At 38.5% G+C, this 20641-nt stretch carries 10 protein-coding genes; 4 read left to right on the forward strand and 6 right to left on the reverse strand.

Annotated elements, in window-relative coordinates; all coding sequences use genetic code 11:
- Positions 1-912 precede the first annotated feature (912 nt).
- Both H6G74_RS05885 and H6G74_RS05890 read left to right on the forward strand, forming a co-directional pair.
- Positions 913-1881, forward strand: coding sequence for a terpene synthase family protein (locus H6G74_RS05885; protein WP_190966789.1), 969 nt, complete (start codon positions 913-915; stop codon positions 1879-1881).
- A gap of 105 nt (positions 1882-1986) precedes the next feature.
- Complete coding sequence (locus tag H6G74_RS05890; RefSeq protein WP_190966790.1) at positions 1987-3378, forward strand: cytochrome P450; 1392 nt, start codon at positions 1987-1989, stop codon at positions 3376-3378.
- 10 nt (positions 3379-3388) lie between these two features.
- On the opposite strand, the gene H6G74_RS05895 is transcribed toward H6G74_RS05890, so the two are convergent.
- Complete coding sequence (locus tag H6G74_RS05895; RefSeq protein WP_190966791.1) at positions 3389-9052, reverse strand: trifunctional serine/threonine-protein kinase/ATP-binding protein/sensor histidine kinase; 5664 nt, start codon at positions 9050-9052, stop codon at positions 3389-3391.
- A gap of 446 nt (positions 9053-9498) precedes the next feature.
- Positions 9499-9891, reverse strand: a complete 393-nt coding sequence (locus H6G74_RS05900) for an MAPEG family protein (protein ID WP_190966792.1) — start codon at positions 9889-9891, stop codon at positions 9499-9501.
- Positions 9892-10082: 191 nt separating this feature from the next.
- On the opposite strand from H6G74_RS05900, the gene H6G74_RS05905 reads away from it, so the two are divergent.
- A complete protein-coding gene (locus H6G74_RS05905; protein ID WP_190966793.1) occupies positions 10083-10484 on the forward strand; it encodes a nuclease A inhibitor family protein in 402 nt (133 codons plus the stop codon).
- Positions 10485-10642: 158 nt separating this feature from the next.
- Here the strand turns inward: H6G74_RS05905 and H6G74_RS05910 are convergent, their stop codons facing one another.
- From H6G74_RS05910 to H6G74_RS05920, 3 genes are all read right to left on the reverse strand, one after another.
- Positions 10643-11506 carry a DNA/RNA non-specific endonuclease gene (locus H6G74_RS05910; RefSeq protein WP_190966794.1) on the reverse strand — a complete coding sequence of 288 codons (864 nt, stop codon included), beginning with the start codon at positions 11504-11506 and terminating at the stop codon, positions 10643-10645.
- Between the two features lie 415 nt (positions 11507-11921).
- Positions 11922-15785, reverse strand: a complete 3864-nt coding sequence (locus tag H6G74_RS05915) for a hybrid sensor histidine kinase/response regulator (protein WP_190966795.1) — start codon at positions 15783-15785, stop codon at positions 11922-11924.
- Between the two features lie 345 nt (positions 15786-16130).
- Positions 16131-16349, reverse strand: coding sequence for a helix-turn-helix domain-containing protein (locus H6G74_RS05920; RefSeq protein WP_190966796.1), 219 nt, complete (start codon positions 16347-16349; stop codon positions 16131-16133).
- Positions 16350-16512: 163 nt separating this feature from the next.
- On the opposite strand from H6G74_RS05920, the gene H6G74_RS05925 reads away from it, so the two are divergent.
- On the forward strand, positions 16513-16749 hold the full coding sequence (locus H6G74_RS05925; RefSeq protein WP_190966797.1) for a hypothetical protein: 237 nt from the start codon (positions 16513-16515) through the stop codon (positions 16747-16749).
- 70 nt (positions 16750-16819) lie between these two features.
- Here the strand turns inward: H6G74_RS05925 and H6G74_RS05930 are convergent, their stop codons facing one another.
- Positions 16820-20587 carry a hydantoinase B/oxoprolinase family protein gene (locus tag H6G74_RS05930; protein WP_190966798.1) on the reverse strand — a complete coding sequence of 1256 codons (3768 nt, stop codon included), beginning with the start codon at positions 20585-20587 and terminating at the stop codon, positions 16820-16822.
- Positions 20588-20641 lie beyond the last annotated feature (54 nt).

Genomic DNA, 20641 nt, shown 5'->3' on the forward strand with positions numbered 1-20641 from the left:
TATCCTTTGAAGGAAAATAACTAATACTGAATGTATCTTTTTTAGCAGGTATTAATTAAAACTTTGTGTATTTATTTACCCTCATATTTACTATAAGCAAGAAAAATGTATAAAGATTAAGATATTTCATGATTTTTTGATACTTTTTAAGTAAGTATTACTTATTTCAATTAGTAATATGTCAGAGAATTATGACAATATCGTAATAATATTGAAAATATAAGTAACTTAAAATGCTGGTATTACTTGTACAAAAATAAAATTTTTATCAAGAAAATATATTTAATCAATTTATTTAAGCAATTCAGTAAATCAATTTAGAAATACTTAGATTAATACAGTGTTTTATCTTACGCTGTATCAAAAATACATAATTTGACTTAACTAATTACACAAAATTACTGTTATCTTTTATTTAAAAATATTAAAAAATGATGAAACAAGTTAAGTCTTGAGTTTAAAACTTCGTTAAACAAAGTCTCAAGATGGGTTCGATATAGTGTCATAGATTAACAAAAATAAGCTTTATACTGTGTTTTATACAGTATAAAAACCAAGGTGCTGTTCATTAAAGTTTCGACAATACTCTAGCAAATCTAATTAATTTGTGAGTTTATTTTGGTAGCTATTGCTGAATATTTAGCTACCTATCGCTCATAGCTAAAAGCTGGGTCTGCGTGAGACTATCTTTATATACGCAGATATCAAATATTTCTCTGCAAAATAAACCTTTATTTTGCAGCTATTTTGTTATAGCTGCAAAGTAAATCAAGCATCAATAAGAGTTAAATATCTGGTTTCTAGCTGCATAAATTAGATGCTGCAAGTATTGTGAGTGCAAGTGTCAATCTCCGAATTAGCCACTGTCTAAAGTTTCAGAAGCTGAGAATTGATTATAATTGCCGAGGACTTATGGAAAAGTTTGTTTTCCCCGATTTATACTGCCCATTTCCTTCTCAAACGAATAAATATGTAGATGTTCTAGAAAATTATTCTTTTGAATGGTTACAACACTTCGATTTACTAGCAAATAACTCCGCTTATCAACGTTTCTCCAACTCAAAATTTTTTTTACTAGCAGCAGGTACTTATCCCTATTGTGAACTTGAAGATATCAAGATTACCAGTGATTGGCACTCTTGGCTATTTATTTGGGATGATCAATGTGATATGTCTGATCTAGGCAAAAAGCCTGAAGCTCTAAAAACTTATCACCAGAGATTTATGGAAATACTGTGTGGTTCAGAACTCAGCAGCAAAGATATATCTTTAAGCTATGCCTTAAGAGATTTAAGACAAAGAATATTACAGAGGGGAAATACAAAATGGTTTGATTACTTTGTTCGCTGTTGTCAAGATTACTTTGATGGATGCGTGCTACAGGCTGAATATCGCGCTCAGGGAATTGTCCCTAACATTCATACGTATATCATGATCCGTAACTTATGTTCAGCCGTAGACAGTTGTCTTGCTTTAATTGAACTCGGATATAAAATGAATGTTTTTGAATCTATCCGAGAACATCAAATTATTAAGCAAATTAATATAACAACTAACAATATTATCTCTTGGTGCAATGATATTTTTTCAGCTCCTAGAGAGATAGGAAGTGGAGATGTTCATAATTTAGTTTTTGTCCTACACTACCAATATAAAATCACTCTTGAGAAAGCAATGCTTATGGCAGCAGAAATGCACGATCAAAAAGTAAAAGAATTAATTGCATTAGAAGAATTACTGCGATTTTTTGATAGAAAAATGAATCAAGAAATTATAGAATATATAGCAGGATTGCATTCATGGATACGCGGAAATCTAGATTGGTATTTTCAATCTAATCGTTATCAGAGCTTAATAAAACTTGAACTATCTCAAATCTAAGCTTTAGATAACAATTTGAAATAAAGTAATAATAGTGTCAAAAACAGCCAATTGACGGTATTTCTCTAGCAAAACGTTAAAAGGTGATGAAGGAAAAATAATAATATGCCATTACCAAATATTCTAACGACTCCTTCTTTGATTCAAAAGCTACAATGGATAGTTGATCCAGTGAGATATCTAGAAAATGCAGCAGAAAAATATCCTGATATTTTTACTGCTAATATAGTTGGTTATGGATGTCCAGTAGTATTTGTCAACCATCCCCAAGCAATTCAGGAAATATTCACCAATGATAGAAATAAATTTGCAGCTCTTGGTGAAGCCAATAAGATTTTTCAACCATTAATAGGCAATACATCAACAATTATGTTAGATGGCGATCGCCACAAAAAACGGCGACAACTATTGATACCTCCATTTCACGGGGAACGAATGAGGGCTTATGGTTCTTTAATTTGTGATCTTACTAAACAAGTCTTCAGTAAGTTACCCATAAATCAATCTTTTTCTGCTCGCACCATAGTACAAGAGATATCCCTATTAATTATCTTAGAGGCTGTTTTTGGTTTACATAAGGGAGAACGTTATGATCAACTCCGGCATTTATTAGGTTTGTTGATGGATGTCTTTCAGTCACCACTTACTTCTAGTTTTCTCTTATTACCTTTTTTGCAAAAAGATTTAGGCCATTGGAGTCCCTGGGGAAAGTTTTTACACCAACGCCAGCAGATTGATCAATTACTTTATGCTGAAATTGCTGAACGTCGAGAAAAGCCTGATCTCAACCGTATTGATATTCTTTCGTTATTGATGTCAGCTAGGGATGAAGCAGGTAATTCAATGACAGATCAAGAGTTGCGTGATGAGTTAATGACCCTATTATTAGCAGGACATGAAACATCTGCGACAGGAATGGCTTGGGCATTGTATTGGATTCATTACCAGCCGGAGATTCGTGAAACCTTGCTCCAAGAACTTGATAATCTGGGTAATAACCCAGATCCTATGAGTATTTTTCGTCTACCTTATTTAACTAATGTCGTCAATGAAACTCTGCGGATGTACCCTTTGTTAATAAATACCTTGCCCAGAGTAGCACAGGAACCAGTCGAATTACTGGGACATTCTATAGAAGCTGGAACTGTGGTAGTTGGTGGAATTTACCTCACTCATCACCGAGAGAGTTTATATGCAGAGCCTGATAAGTTTCGTCCAGAGCGATTTCTAGAATCCCAATTTTCTCCCTATGAATATATGCCCTTTGGCGCTGGCGCTCGTCGTTGCGTTGGCGAAGCTTTGGCATTATTTGAAATGAAATTAGTAGTAGCAACAATTTTATCTAAGTATCAACTAGATTTAGAAAGTAAGCAACCAGAGAAAGCTCAACGCCGAAGTGTTACTCTTGGGCCAGCTAATGGAGTCAGGATGTTAATAAAAGGGCAACGTATACGCCAAACTTCTCTAGTATCTGTGGTAAATACCTCTGCTTTATAGTCTAATAATCTCACTGCTTAATTGGTATTTCAATCACAAACTCAGTTCCTTTACCAAGAATAGAATTACAAGTTAACTGACCCTTGTGTTTATCTACAATCACCTGATAACTAATAGATAACCCCAATCCTGTACCGCTACCAACTGGTTTTGTAGTAAAAAATGGGTCAAAGATTTTCTTCTTAACTGCTTCAGTCATCCCACAACCATTATCAGCAATACGAACTTGCAAAGTATTTGAATCTTTTAGAGCAGTAAAAATCCGAATTTGAGGTCTATAAATATTAGCTCTTGAATCATTCACAGCATCGATCGCATTACTCAAAATATTCATAAATACCTGATTCAATTGACCGGCATAACAACTGATTTCAGGTATTTTTGCATATTCTTTAATCACTTCTATTTCTAAAGCATCACTTTTTGCTTTGAGTCTGTGCTGTAAAATCATCAAGGTGTTATCAATACCTTCATGAACATCAACAGTCTTCATTTCTGACTCATCTAGGCGTGAGAAGTTACGCAAACCTAAAACTATATTGCGAATACGAGAACTACCCACTTCCATAGAATCAAGAATTTTTAGCAAATCTTCAGATAAGAACTCCACATCAATTTCTGCGACTTTTGCTGTTAATACATCAGAAGGATGAGAACATTCTTGCTGATAAATAGCTACTAAATCTAGCAAATCTTTGACATATTCACTAGCATGAGCAATATTACCATGAATAAAGTTAATTGGGTTATTAATTTCATGAGCAATTCCCGCTACCATTTGACCCAATGAAGACATTTTTTCGCTTTGAATTAATTGGGTTTGCGTGCGTTGTAATTCTTGCAATGCCTCTTGTAGATGTTGATTTTTATTGTTTAGCTCTTGGGTTCTAGCTTCTACTTTTACTTCTAAGCTATGGTTATATTCCTCTAAGTTTTGATTTGCCTGGGCTAGATTATTGTAGAGTATGGCATTTTCTAAGGAAATAGCCGCTTGAGTGGTAAGTAGTTTTAAAACTTCAATGCGATCGCGGGTGAATGCTCCAGTAGTTAGACTATTTTCCAGGTAAAGAATGCCCAGCAATTTACCTTGATTTATAATCGGAATGCACAAAAGGCTTTTAGGCTTTTCACTGATAATGTAGCGGTCTTCAGCTAAGAAATCAACAGTCTTTGCATCATCAACTACAAACACTTCTTTGATCCGGTTAACATATTTAATCAAAGTAATCGGAATATCATTGCTAGACTCTGCATAAATTGATGGTAATTGTGTACAAATAGATGCAAGATTTTCACTAGAACTGAGAGCTACGACTCTTAATTCTGAGTTATGATTTCCAATTAAAATCAAAGCAGATTTAGATGCTCCCGCATTTTCCATCACAACTTGCATTAATTTAGACAGCAGTTGATCCATCTCAATTTCTCCAGAGAGTGTTTGAGAAGCTTTGATCACAGAAGCTAAATCTAGTGATTCCGAAATACTTGTTTTAGAACCAATGAATGTTGGATAATTACTTTGCGTTGATAGAGATTGATAAGTAGGAACAGTTATTCTTTCTGCTACTTGAAAACTCAGCTTTTCTTGCTGAAGTATGGGCATAAGTAATTGAGGATAGCGTGTTGTCAAATCATCTACTTTTGCTTTTGCTCCCCAACGAACATAGCAATAATAAGCATCAGTAAGATAGGTTTGAGCAATTTTCTCTTTACCCCATTCTAAATAGAATCTAGCTGCTAGTTCATTAGCCAGAGCTTCTTCATTGATGTACTCGTTTTCTTTAGCGAGAGAAATAGCACGTTCGTAAGATTCTATCGCTTCGAGATATTGATCTGTAACACGACATTTCTCTGCCTCCACTAAATAAAATTTATGCAGATAATTCATTGGGGCGTGATGCGCCCATTTCCGAATTTTTTCTTGATTGTAAATTATTATGTCAATAATAGACTTCTGCTCATGGTGTAATGCTCCGGGATAAGTGGCCAATCTTGTTAAGGAATCATAAAAATAGAAAATTGGAATAACTATTTGTCCTGTACCACCTGCTAAATAGTTACTTGCCAATATACTATTTTCAATTGCTTGAGTATAATTTTGGAATAAATAACACAGGTGTAGCTTACCTAAAAATAAAGCTAACAAACTGCCACCATCATTACTTTCCCTATGAATTGGCAACATGTTATCTTCATTGTAAGCTTCACCAACTAAATAACAGGAATTTTCAGCAGAACCCAACAAGTTAAGGACTATCTGCCTATAAATTTTACTCCAGTAAAATATTGTTTCTTGATTCATTTGGTGAATGGCATGATTATAGGCTACCATTTCACGTTCCAGTCCAGTTAGTTCCTTAGCAGTAAAATATGAGGCACAGCAATAATTATAAAGAGAATAAGCTGCAAATTCTAAATCTCCAGTTTCTAACCCTATGGAGTAAGTCTCTAGTAATGGAGCTAACATTTCTCTAGCGTGTTGCCGCCAATGCCTGATAACTGAATTAAACGCATTTATAATTTTAGCTTGAATTGCTTTAGTACTGAACTTATCTAATAAACTCAAAGCTAAATTACCAAATTTGTAGCCAGACTCTATGTCTTCTGTTACACAACAGAGAATCACTCCGTAATTAATATAGGCAAAGGGAGACAAGCAAGAATTACCATACTGAAGTGATAACTTAATTTGCCTAAATACTAACAACGGGAAAAGTGCAGGATGACTTTGATATGCAGGAGCAATTGTACTAACAATGATACGCATAACAGCAAGTGGTTGATCTGCCGTCATTTCTGGTAGGTTAATTAACTCTTCACTACATTTGCCACTTAAATCTGATGCTATTTCTGCCATTGCGATCTGAAAATCAGACTGACTAGGATTCTCAGGAAATTCTACTCCTAATAACTTTAAAAATGATAGAGCAATTTTGAGGGCTTCTAATGCTTTGTTTTGTGCGCCGTAAGCTTGAATTTTGACTTCATAGACTTTTACTTGCTCTAGAAGAGTTTTAGCTTGTGCTAATACAACATCAATTAATTGCTCCATCTGCTCAAATTCACCAGCTAGGTATGCTGCTTCTGCTGCGGTTTCATACAAAGCTAAAGAAAGTTCATATTGTGTTTGCCAGCTATCAGATGAGAGGAGTGTGATTCCTGTTGTTAAATACTTAATTGCTGCTGCATAAGCTGTTGCGGTTAAAGCTTTGCGTCCAGCCAAAAAATTCATTTGGGCTAGTTCATCACGCTGTTCCTGTTCGGTAATGAGTTCTAATGCAATATTAAATTGATTGACAATCTGAAAAATCTTATCTTCGCGCTCTGCTACTGGAATGCTATTGAAGAGTAACAAGCCAATTTTTAAATGAGTTTCCTGCTTTTGATTTTCCGAAATTAAAGAATAAGCAGCTTGTTGCACCCTATCGTGAATAAATTTGTATTTCGGAACTGCAAAACTATTGTTGAAAAGTTCTGGAGAGTTAGAACCTGAAGTATTTTCTCCTAATTTAGAATCAGTTTGAAACAACTTATAAACATCAGTTTGAGGCAAAATGATGCCTTCATGTAAGGCTATCCATAAATCTGAGGCTGTGTCTACTACAGATTTTTCATTGACGATCGCCAGAGTTTTTAAGTCAAATTCATGTCCAATACAAGCTGCCATTTTTAATATATTCTGTGTCAATGGTGGCAATTTTGCGATTTGCTGTGCCATAAAATCGACAACATCATCAGTCAGAACTAATGCCTGTATTGCTGCTAAATCATAGTCCCAATAACCCAAATCAAAGTTAAATTTAATTATGCTATCTTGATGCAGTGACTTCAAAAATTGAGTCGTAAAGAAGGGATTACCTTTGGTTTTAGCAAACACCATTTGACCCAGAGTTATAGACATTGCTTGAGGGCAATGTAAAGTATCACTAATCAAGGTATTTAAGTGAGTTTGATGGAGAGGATCTAGAGTAATCCGATTAATTTTTGCTCCTGCTTGTTCAATTTGTTGCAATGTTAAATAAAAAGGATGTGCTGGATAAACTTCGTTATCACGATATGCACCAATTAATAAAAAGTTTCCTTCTGTTGGGATAACTTTCTGGTCAGTATTATCTTCCCAAACTTCTTCCTCAAATACAGGCTTCCATAAGTTATTTGTGAGTTCTGATGTAACTAAATTCGACTCTTTATTACTGCTTGGAGTTTGACTCATTAAGAGTTGGATAAACTTCAAAGAAGCTGAGTCTGCCCATTGTAAATCATCCAAGAAAATCACTAAAGGATATTCTTTAGTGCTGAATACCTGAATAAACCTTTGAAATAACAAATTAAATCGATTCTGAGCAGCAGTTCCAGAAAGTTCTGTAACGGCTGGCTGTTTACCAATAATCTGTTCTAGAGCCGGAATTACATCGATAATTACCTGGGCTTGTTCACCCAAGACTGAAATAATTTTGTCTTTCCATTGACGAATTTGAACATCAGTTTCTACTAAGATTTGTCCTATCAAATCTTGAAAAGCTTGGACTAATGCTGATAAGGGAACATCTCGTTGGAATTGATCAAATTTACCTTTGATGAAATAACTACGTTGTCTAGCGATTGGTTTATGTACTTCATTGACTACGGCGGTTTTACCAATTCCAGAAAAACCAGCAACGAGAATCATTTCTGTAGTACCTTTAGCAACTCGCTCAAAAGCTGCAAGTAAGGTAGCAACTTCTTTCTCACGTCCATAGAGTTTTTCGGGGATGAGAAAACGGTCAGAAACATCTTTAGTTGCTAACTCAAAAGTGGCTATCTTACCGCTTGTTTGCCATTGCTGATAGCAAAGTTCTAAGTCATACTTGAGTCCGTACGCACTTTGATAGCGGTCTTCAGCATTTTTAGCCATTAATTTATTGACAATGGCTGATAAAATTGGCGGATGATTGGGCTTAATTTGATGTAAGCTTGGTGGTTGTTTCGCAATATGGGCGTGAACTAACTCCATCGGTTCAGTGTTGTTGAAGGGTAACTGTCCGGTGAGAAGTTCAAAAAAGGTGACACCTAAAGAGTAAAAATCACTGCGGTAATCAATGCCACGATTCATTCTACCTGTTTGTTCAGGAGAGATATAAGCTAGTGTTCCTTCTAAGACGTTGGGGTTTGTCAGGTATTGAACTTCTCTTGGTAGGAGGGTAGCAATACTGAAGTCAATAACTTTGATTTCTAAAGTCTGAGGATGAATCAGTATATTTGCGGGCTTGATGTCTTTATGAATAATCCGATGACGATGTAAACTTTCTAAAATAGATGCGATCGCAATAGCAATAGGAAAAAATTCTTGTAGTGTAATCCCAGACTCTTGTGCAGCTTTATTATACCTACCCCAATCTTTGAGCGATAGGCCGCCAAAGTCCTCCATAATTAAAGCGTAGCGATTGCGATAGTTTTCTAAACAAAGATGCTTGACTATTCCTGGTAAATTGAGATCCTTAGTAATTGTATACTGATTCCGAAATTGAGCAATTTCACTGAAGGTAGGATATTCATTTCGGATGAGTTTAATTACTACTGGTTGTTGGTTTTGTTCTTGAATTCCTCGATAAACTAGGGTTTTGCTACCACAATAGATTTGTTCTGAAATTCGATAACCAATTAAAGAGAACACCTTATCAGATAATGCTAACATCGCAGTAATAGTCTAAGTATTTTAACTGCGCTTAGTATTCCCTTAAACTTGCCTCGTTTAACATCAAAATATTTTTTTAACAATTGTAAGGCGCTTCTTTTTTTCCAGGATTAGAAGTTTCATTTAACTGGATTATGAGAATACTTATCAAGTACGAAGTTGTGTAAAGCTTTAGGTAAATACTTTAACGTAAAGAGACTTTACTGAATCTAGTACCTAATTTTCCTTAAGGGCAGAACCTAAAACTATTTGATAAATTTAGCGCAATTTTTAAATAGTCCATCATATCAGTTTTGTCCAGTATTAATATTTGATTTTTGCAAAAATTCAGTATCTTTAAGGTGAGCATTCACTAATATATTTTAGGTTTATCGAGATTTTTACTGAAAATGCCCACCCTAATTATAGTTCAGAAATTCAATCGGCTGATTACGCACTACAGTAGTTTATGACTTCATTAAAGTGAGAATGATGCCAATTAGCGAACCTAAAAGCAGTACCATCCCACTCATCGTAGTAATAGCAAAACCAATCATTCGTTTTTCTGCGGCCTGATAGTATCCCCAAGCGTAGACAATGCGACCTATTAGCCAAATAGCACCAATTACTGCCCCCCACAATGGGTTGACATAAAAAGAAAACAACCATAAGCCAGGGAGGAACAAAATAGTTTGTTCTAGAGTATTTTGCTGAACTCTTAGCACTCTTTCAAAGTTGGGGTCACCTGTCATTTGGGGAGGCATAACTTTATATTTTGCTCTAGCTCGACCAACGTTAATTGTGATAACTGAGTACAGCAGTAGTGTTAAAGCAGTGATCAGACTAGTCCAAGGTGACATATTCAAATCCTCGTTGATTATCAAAGTATAATTCTTACGTATGCTTTAGGGAGAGTCCCCAGGAAACTCAATATGCTGACATAAAAATTGAGCGATCGCCCCAGTTCTTAGAATAGTGTTAAAATTTGAGAAAATTTTTCTAAATATGTTCTAATTTTTAAGGTTTAATTTATTGTTACGTGCTTAAGTATATGACTAATAATGTTATGCAACAAATCCAGCAAACTTCTTATGGTTTGCTGATGATGAGTGAGTCAGAATATCCCTTTGAAGTTATTTTTTGGACTGGAGAAGGTCAAGAAAGTTTAACTAATCAAAAACTTCTTCAGCTAACAAATCACCCCTCAGAAACATCAATTGAAATAGTAGAATTAGATTATTTTTTTCGTAACTGTGCTGAAGCGAAGGAATGGCATGATGAAATTCAACAACAAGATGTACAGAAATTTAAATCCTTAGTTCAAATACTCAAAGAAAATCTCACAAATATCAAAGTTTATCGTTTAGGTACGATAGATATTGATGTCTATATTATTGGTAAAACTCCTACTGGTGATTTAGCGGGAATTTCGACAAAAGTTATTGAAACCTAATCTAGGTATAATTCGTAGAGCTAAACAAACTTCGCCAATAGTAAAAACCAAAATCATTATGTAGAGACGTTACATGTAACGTCTCTACTCCACTAATATACAAACTGCTGCAAATAATACACACTAAAACAACTGGGTATGAGTCCAACTAACTATCTTTATAAATTATCGACTCTAGCCTCAATTGTGTTTTCAACAGAGTCAGAAACTAGAGAAAGGAAGTTGTACCCAGTTCTTGCTTCTAGAGTATCAACACTCACTCTATAGTTTCTCCAATTTGCGTTTCTCACGCCCTGTGCATTGGGTATATCAACAGCAATTACCCTAGTAGCAGTAGTTACGCCACTAACTCCTAAACCTGGCCTGTCTAAAACTACAATAACTTTCCAAGTTCTGGCGGGAACTGTGATGCGACTACTATCAATAGTAGTGCGACTACCATTTGATCCTGTTCCACCAGTGCCGTAACCACCAGAAATAATGTAAAGTTCTTTACCTTGCCCAACTAAAGTTCTAGAATAATCTTCGAGATTTGCCCAGACACCCTGATTATTATCAGGAGCTTGAGGAATGATATTTGTCATTAAGAAGGTAGCAGAATTATTGGCAATTGTGTTAGTTCTATCGGCAGAAGGAGCCATGTGTCCTCTATCAAAGCCGCTACCTGTGTAACTATTGGTAGTAACTCGATAGCAGGCAGAAGGTAAGGTAGGTAAGGTAGTATCTGCACGAAAATCATCTTGGCGTGGCGCACTACCTAACCATGATGAGTTTAATTGCCAACTTACCCAATTTGGGATTCCTTTGGCACAGTTATGTGAGGTTGCATACTGAGGTTTAACTAATAATAAGTTATTGCTTGTGGTACCACTATTTGTCGCACCGCTTGGGTTCCCCATTGTTAAATGAACACTGGTTGAGCTTTGCGCTGTTAGAGGTTTTTGGACAGCATTCAACAAAGTGAAAACTAATGCTGGTAAAGCAATAGGTAGAAGAAGTTTGGCAAATTTAGACTTTTTCATTTGTGGTTATTTTTTTAGGCAGAACAAAATGATTTCTGTAGTCAATACAGAAATAAAAGAAGAGTTAGCGACTGAAATATAAATCCGGTTTAATAAGGAGAGATGAAAAAACCGTAAACCGGACATTAATCTTTGGTAATGATTAGTGCTAAATATAAGTACAATTTCTGAGCAGTAGTTTCCGCAGGAGTAGGTTGCGAAAAGAATTAAAATTTAGGCAAAGCCGATATTGTCATTGCGATGGGAACGAAGCAAAGAGAAGTAATCTCAGTGTCAGGGCAGATTACTTCACCATCGCTCATAATGACGGAGTTACATTATTTTTTCGTAAGTCCTGAGAATTCATCCCCCACTAATCGGCCTCCTGCCTCCTGCCTTTTAACTCCTGCCTTCTTCAAGGAAATGAGGGGAAGTGTCAAGTTCTACCTACTAAGCTGGCGACTACTGTAGCTAATTCAGCTGGTTCGATGGGTTTAGGTAGATGTAGTTGAAAACCTGCTTGAATAACACGCATTCGGTCTTCGCCTCTAGCGTAGGCGGTGAGGGCGGCGGCGGGAATTTTACCGCCTTGTTCTGGAGGTTGCGATCGCAATTGGCGAATCAATGAATATCCATCTTCACCGGGCATACCAATATCACTGACTAACACATCTGGTTGCCACTGAGCAATCATTTGTAAAGCTTCTGGGACTGAACTAACGGTTCTTACTTGGGCTTGACATTTTTGCAGTACTGTAGATATGTACTCCCTGGTGTCGGCTTCGTCATCTACAACCAGGACGCGCACATCAGCTAGGGAGAAAGACGGGGGTAAAACATCAGTATGAGCTTCAGTTAAGCTAACTGGCGGGGATATAGTTTCTTTATTGGGTGTTAGTAAGGGTAATTTGACTGTAAAGGTTGTACCTTGTTCTTCACCGGGACTATCGACAGTGATAGTACCACCGTGTAATTCTACTAAGTGACGCACAATTGCTAAACCTAATCCTAAACCACCGTGCGCCCTGGTGCTGGAACTGTCGGCTTGACGGAAGCGGTCGAATACGTAAGGGATAAATTCGCTGTTAATACCTATACCTGTATCAATGATTTGAATTTGGGCGTAACTGATAGATTCGGAATGATGACTAACACTTTTTGCAAGTTGAATTTCTACTTTGCCGCCTTGGGGTGTAAACTTAATGGCATTTGATAGCAAATTCCAGATGATTTGTTGTAAGCGATCGCTATCACCAGAAATTAAAAATTGTGACTCCTGATGATTTGCCCGCGCAAATTGCAACTCGATTTCTTTGGCTTGGGCAGCTAAAGTGACAGTTTCAATTGTAGATTCAATAATCGTGATTAAATTACAGGTAGCAACTTTTAGCCTTAACTTACCGCGAATCATCCGTGAGATATCGAGTAAGTCTTCAATCATTTGGGTTTGCATCTTTGCATTCCGCTCAATGGTTTCTAGCGCCTTACTAACTTGAGTTTCGTTCAGTTTGCGACTGCGTAGTAATTGCGCCCAGCCGAGAATTGCATTGAGGGGCGATCGCAATTCGTGGGAAAGTATTGCTAAAAACTCATCTTTCATCCGGTTGGCTTGTTGCAACTGCTCGGTTTGTTGCTGCAAGGAAGTAATTAAACTTGAGCGTTCCATTGCGATCGCAATTTGATCGCAAATCGCCTGCATCATACTTCTTTGATTTTCGGTGAAGAAATTGCGGCTACAACTACCAAAAGAAAGAGTCCCGAACAACTTACCTTGAGCGATTAAAGGGTAACTGAAGTAAGCCTGAACACCGAAAGAACGAATTAATGATGTTTTAACATCGGTTGATTGCTGGACATTTTCGACATAAATTAATTGACGATATTGGGCGACTGTACCACAAATTGCTTGACCAAATTCTAAAAACTCAATTTCTTTGGCGATTTCTGCTGTCACGCCTCCATAGGAAGCGAGACGCATTATTTGCGAATTATCCTCAATCAAGAAGTTGAAGTAAACATCTAAACTAATTTGTTCTTGAAGTTGGCGGAAAACATTGTCAATAAGTGCAACGGGTTGCTGGCTAGATAATAAGGCGCTGGCTGTACTAAACAGTAATTGCAGCCTTTGATTACCTATTGATAATGCTTTTTCTACTTGTTTGAGTTTAGTAATATCTTGGAATACAAAAATGCAGGTAGCTGGAAAACCGTGCATTGCTGGCAGTGTATCGGCAAAAATTAATAAAGAATATGTGCATGTGTTGGTATGCCAGTCTACTTCTATACCATCCAATCGTTCGCCACGGGCAACACGTACCCCTGGCATTTGCTTATTAGGGATGCGATCGCCTGTAGCATCTGTATAATAATATGCTGTGTGATATTCTTCAGCAGGTATGCCTTGGGGAAATTCGCCGCCTGCTAACTCATTGGCTGCACGATTAGCAAATGTCACCCTTGCTGTTCCTGGTTCAATTAACAGCAATGGTCTGGGCATAAGATTTAACACATCTTCCAGCCATTTTCGTTGCTTTTGCTGTAATTCTTCAGCTTGCTTGCGACTGGTAATATCTAAAAATGCGCCAATACAACCTCTGCTGTTGCCTTCTTCATCAAATAAAGGTGCAACATATTCTAATAACTTGGTGACTCGGCCATTTTCATGAACCACATCCAGTTCAAAGTCCAAAACTTCTACACCATGCTTCGCTGCATACTGCATTGGTAGTTCTTCTGGCAATAATTCTCGACCTTCGCGGCAAACTTTAAATGTGTTGGGTCTTTCTGCGGTAGGTGCGGACAGAGAAGCATTGATATTTGTTGAGATACCTAGTTGCTTGGCGAAACAAGGGTTAACGCGAATATTTCTGCATTCAGAATCTTCCGCAATGCCAATTCCTATAGGAATCACATCTAATAAGGTTTGCAGTTCGACAACTCGCCTTTGTAAATCTCGATTGAGTTGCAAAATTTGTTCTTGTGCTTGTTGGCGTTCGGTTAAGTCCAGAATAAAGGCTACAGATTCTTCCCGTTGTTTTCCTACGAGAACATAACCAACTAATACGGGTATGTGGCTACCATCTTTGCGAATATACACTTTGTTGTAAGGTGTGCAAGCGCCATTTTTCTTTGTTTTAGCTTCGGCGATCGCTTGTGCATCTAAATCCAGATATTCTGGTGGTGTAATGTTATCCCGCTTTAATTGACCTGCCAGTAAATCTTCACGGGTATAACCAACCATCCTGAGAAATTCATCATTTGCTTGGTGAATATTGCCATACACATCACCAAATAAGATGCCAATCACGTTTGCATCTACGAAACTTTTGAGTTTTTCTTCGTAGACTCTGAGTGCTGTTTGCGTGCGTTCGTTGTTGTAACAAAGCCGTTCGACTACAGCTGCACATTGCCAAATTAACAGGGCAAAAATAACAATCAAAATAAGTGCAAATACCGCTATGGCAAAAGCTGGGTCATAATGTCCAGCTTGCTGACCTTGAACAATTAACCAGCCTAATAATAAAGGTACAGCGATCGCACCTATTAATAAACGACGTGCCAGTAAACCGCCATAACTTTCACTAGTAATGACACGCATAAAGCCTTGGTCAGTATTTAACCAGAGAATTCCCATACACAGCACACTAAATATTAATACTGTGTGTAGCGCCATCGGTGTGCCTGTAGGGAAAAAACTGTAGAGAATTTTGATATTGTAGGTGTAACCGATGAATGCTTCTAAGGAAATTACGCCAGCCATGAGAGTTAGAATTTGACCATACCAATTGCGGCGTTCGCTTTTTGAATAAGTCAAAATTTCCAAAGCACAGCCTAAAAAGAAAAAGTTACAGGCTGTATTTAATCCCATCCGTCCTGGATAAAAGGAGAAAAAAAGAGTTTCTGAATCCTGAAACAGTAGCTCGTCAATCCCCAGATTCCAACCGCATAAATATTGAATAATTGTCAGTACGGCAATAGTTATTGGTAGTAAACAAAACACTCTCGCCGACCATAAATAAATTTGCTGTTTTCGCTTAACTGCTTGGCTTAAACAAACATCAATTCGCTGCTTTTTATTGATTTGTAATAGCCACAGCGACACACCTAATAAGATAAAACATAATGCTGTGTTCGCTTTCATCATGAACAAGCTGGGGTTGTTGCCCGTTTTGAGAAATCCAATGTTGAACATCCACCCAAGCATGACAAAACTGCCAGCAAGGAAGGCGATCGCTGCTGCAACCTTGACTACCATTGAATTCTGTACATCTTGCATCTGCAAGCGGTTGCTGTTTAACATTGATATTTTTTTTACCGCATATATAACTAGGCTAACTTGCTAAGATTTTAGTGTTTTGCGCGTTTACATCTTGTATTATTGTTTGTCTCAGATATAAGAATAAATTAATAATTTTTCACTTATATATAATAAAACTCTTATTTGATTTTGGCGAAGCTAAAAGGAACTCTGATTGCTGCTTGGTTTTTTCCTTTCTCTACAAGTAATGTATTCAGTTTAGAAAAGTATGAAATTTATCTGTCTTCTCTCGCAGGAGAGAGGAATCATTTATGTCTATTGTGAGATGATGCGATCGCTTGTTTATAAAAAAGCAACTTTCAAATTTCACATAATATCCCAGCAAAATTAACTATCTTCAGCCAACGTCGATTTTTTGGCTGCTTGTACTAATTCTTCTTCAGTGCATTGATATAAATCCCGCAAACGAAATACTTGCCATACTTCCATTTTGGGTGTTGTTCTACCTTTCTCCCAGTTGCGAATCGAAGATAAAGCACAATCTAATTCAATAGCTACATCACTAATTCTTAATCCTGTACGGTGTCTTAATGCTCTTAGATCCATATTTTTGGGCGTTAAAATTTGTTGGCGCTAAAACTTGGCGCTAACAATTGACAATTGACAAACGATATGGTATTGAGATTCAATTTTTGTTGAAGAGGCGTTAGCATCCCCGCCAAGAGACTCGCTAACGCCCTTTACTAAACTCCTTATGGATAGATTAATCATGCCACAAAACAGCAATTACAAAGATTTTGTCTCAGAAGCTCAGACATACGCTTACAAAGAACGTTTAAATTCTTGGATTGTTGCGCGGTTATTTCCAGATATGCAAAGGGTAACAGTTGCGAGATTTCGTAATCGTTCGGATGCAGACGGTCATTTACAAAGTTTACGTAAACTCATTCCAGATGCTAATTTTGTGGTGGTTTTCGACTGTCCACGTCAAAAAGCAGTGATTTAAATTTTACGAGAACTTTTAGATACCCGACTTCTTCAAGAAGTCGGGTATCTGGATTGAAAACTAGTATTTTTCATAAAAAACTAGGATGATCAGTAAAACCATAACCACCACCGCCAGGAGTTTCAATCACAAACACATCATTAACATTCATTTCCACCACAGCTTTACTACCTAAATCTTCAACAGTTCCATCACACCGTTCAACATAATTTTTTCCTACTTCACCGCTTGCGCCACCACATAAACCAAAAGGCGCAACTATGCGATGATTTGATAAAATTGCTGCGGTCATTGGTTCCAGAAAACGCAATTGACGGATGACACCATTACCGCCATGATGAAGTCCTTGACCACCGCTATTTTCCCGAATAGCAAAATTTTTTAACACAATCGGGAAACGCCATTCTAATACTTCGGGATCTGTGAGACGAGAATTAGTCATGTGGGTATGAACTGCATCTGTCCCATCAAAATCTACACCCGCACCAGAACCGCCGCAGATAGTTTCATAATATTGATAACGTTCATTCCCAAAGGTAAAATTATTCATCGTTCCTTGAGAAGCAGCGAGAATACCCAACGCACCATATAAAGCATCGGTAATAGCTTGAGAAGTTTCCACATTTCCCGCCACAACCGCTGCCGGATAAGCAGGATTTAACATACAACCTCCAGGAATGTGAATTTCTAAAGGTTTTAAACATCCAGCATTTAACGGAATATCATCATTAACTAATGTGCGAAAAACATATAAAACTGCCGCTTTACAAACTGCGGCTGGAGCATTAAAATTATTAGCTAATTGCTGGCTAGAAGTGCCTGTAAAATCAATTTTGGCAGTACGATTCTCTTGATTAATTGTAATTGCAACTTGAATCACGCTGCCATCATCTAAGGCATAACTAAAACTACCGTCTTTTAAAACCTCAATCACACGTCTTACAGATTCTTCGGCATTATCCTGGACAAAATTCATGTAAGCTTGGACAGTTTCTAAGCTGTAGTGGTCTACCATTTTTAAAAGTTCTTGCACACCACGTTCATTAGCGGCAATTTGGGCTTTTAAATCTGCTAAATTTTGCGGAATATTGCGTGCGGGGTAAGGTTCACTGGTGAGCAAACTAACTAATTCAGCTTCGCGGAATTTACCTGCTGCAACTAACTGAAAATTATCAATTAATATGCCTTCTTCAATTACATTTTTACTATTTGGTGGCATTGAACCGGGAGTAATACCGCCGATATCTGCATGATGTCCGCGTGAGGCGACGTAAAAAAGTGCTGAGTGCTGAGTGCTGAGTGCTGAGTGGGGGAAGACGGGGGTAATAACAGTAATGTCTGGTAAGTGAGTACCGCCGTTGTAAGGGTTATTGGAAACAAAAACATCACCAGGTTTGATGGTGTCGCCATAGTTAGCAATTAAAGCTTGCACACTTTCACTCATGGAACCCAAATGAACGGGGATGTGCGGTGCATTGGCGACTAATTGTCCAGCACCATCAAAAATTGCACAGGAGAAATCTAGCCGTTCTTTGATGTTGACAGAGGAACTGGTATTTTGTAGAGTTATACCCATTTGTTCAGCGATCGCGCGAAACAAATTATTGAAAATCTCCAACATCACAGGATCGGGTTTTTGTCCTTTGTCATTTGTCATTTGTCCTTTGTTTTGTGCAACCCCAATAGTAGACAACACAAGATGATTGCGTGCAGTTAACTCAGCTTGCCAATGGGGTTCAATCACATTTGTACCCGTCGCCTCGACAATAATGGCTGGCCCTGCTACACAATCTCCTGGCTGTAAATCTTGGCGTTGATACACTGGTGTAGTTTGCCATGACCCAGCCGTATACATCTGCACAGTTCCTACTGCTACAGGCTTATTATCATTCCTGCGTGTAACTACAGCTTCCTCTGGTGCGTCATGCTTCTCCACCACCTCAACCGCCACCGCTTCCACAATCAACCGCTTCTCAGGCGCAATAAACCCGTAACGCTGACGATGCAACTCCTCAAACTGACCCTGCATCATCGCCACATCGGCAAAATCCACAATCAACGGTGCATCAGTACCCTCATATTTGAGATGCACCTTGCGATAAATCTCTATCTTCTCTCCTCCCTCCGCGCCCTCCGCGCCTTGGCGGTTCGTTTCCCCTACCGCCTCCGCCACCAACCCCACAAACTCTAACTCCACTTCTCCCAACAAACCCTGACTCAAAACCGCTTCCACCGACCTCTCGCGGATGACCCGTACATCTGCCAAACCCATACCATAAGCAGACAACACCCCCGCATAAGGATGAATAAATACCTGCTTCATCCCCAAAGCATCGGCAATTAAACAAGCATGTTGACCACCAGCGCCACCAAAACAACACAAAGTATATTCCGACACATCGTAACCACGCTGGAGCGAGATTTTTTTGATGGCGTTAGCCATTTTATCAACTGCGATCGCCAAAAATCCTGTAGCGACTTCTTCAGGTATTCTCCCATCCCCAATTTCCGCCGCCAATTGCTGAAACTTCTGCCTGACTACCTCTGCATCTAAAGGTAAATTCGCATCCGCCCCAAACACCTTGGGGAAAAACTCTGGTTGCAACTTACCTACCATCACATTGCAATCAGTCACCGTCAACGGCCCGCCTTTAGAATAAGCCGCAGGGCCGGGATTTGCCCCCGCCGATTCCGGCCCCACCCGATACCGCGAACCATCAAACTGCACAATCGAACCACCGCCAGCTGCAACGGTATGAATTGCCATCATCGGTGTCCGCAACCGCACTCCCGCCACTTCGGTTTCAAAGGTGCGTTCATACTCGCCATTGTAGTGCGCCACATCGGTAGATGTACCACCCATATCAAAGCTGATAATCTTGTCAAATCCAGCCATCCGGCTTGTTTGCACTGCCCCAACTATCCCACCAGCCGGGCCAGATAAAATACTGTCTTTACCTTGGAAGTTCGCTGCATCCGCGAGTCCGCCGTTGGATTGCATGAACATCAGTTTGGGGGAGTGGGGAGTAGGAGGGGCAGGGGGCAGGGGTAATGATCCTTGTTGCTTGTTACTTATCTCACCAGTTTCTTCTTCCCGATTCCCCACTCCCGATTCCCTATTCCCTACTGCCAATTGATGGGAGACTTGATCAACATATCGCCGCAAGATGGGGGATAAATAAGCATCGACAACCGTTGTATCGCCCCGACTGACTAATTTCATTAAAGGGCTGACTTGGTGAGAGACGGAAATTTGCGTAAATCCAATACTGTTGGCTAAAGTTGCAACTTGTTGTTCATGGCTGGTGTAGCGGTAGCCGTGCATAAACGCGATCGCACAACAGCGAATACCATCATCGTAAGCTGCTTGTAATTGTGGGCGAACTGCATCGATATTTAACGGGGTTAATTCTTCACCTTGGGCGCTGTAACGTTCCTCTACTTCAATGACTCTTTCGTAGAGCATTTCTGGCAAAATTATTTGACGGGCAAAAATATCGGGACGGTTTTGATAACCGATGCGTAGGGCATCCCGAAATCCTTGAGTAATCACTAAAACAGTGCGATCGCCTTTTCTTTCTAATAAAGCATTTGTCGCTACAGTTGTTCCCATTTTAATTGCTGCAATGCGATCGGCTGGAATGGGCGCATCAGCAGCAATTCCTAAAATTTCTCGGATTCCTTGGACTGCTGCATCTGTATATTGTTCAGGATTTTCTGAAAGTAGCTTGTGAATTATTAACTGGCCATCAGGACTTTTTGCCACAATATCAGTGAAAGTTCCGCCTCTATCAATCCAAAACTCCCAACTTGCAGCCGATAATGATGCCCCATTCATTATGTATTCCTTAAGGTTTATTTTGCTACTTCTCAGGTATGATTTTTAAGTTAT

Source organism: Nostoc spongiaeforme FACHB-130 (assembly GCF_014698475.1).
Taxonomy (GTDB): Bacteria; Cyanobacteriota; Cyanobacteriia; order Cyanobacteriales; family Nostocaceae; genus Nostoc_B; species Nostoc_B spongiaeforme.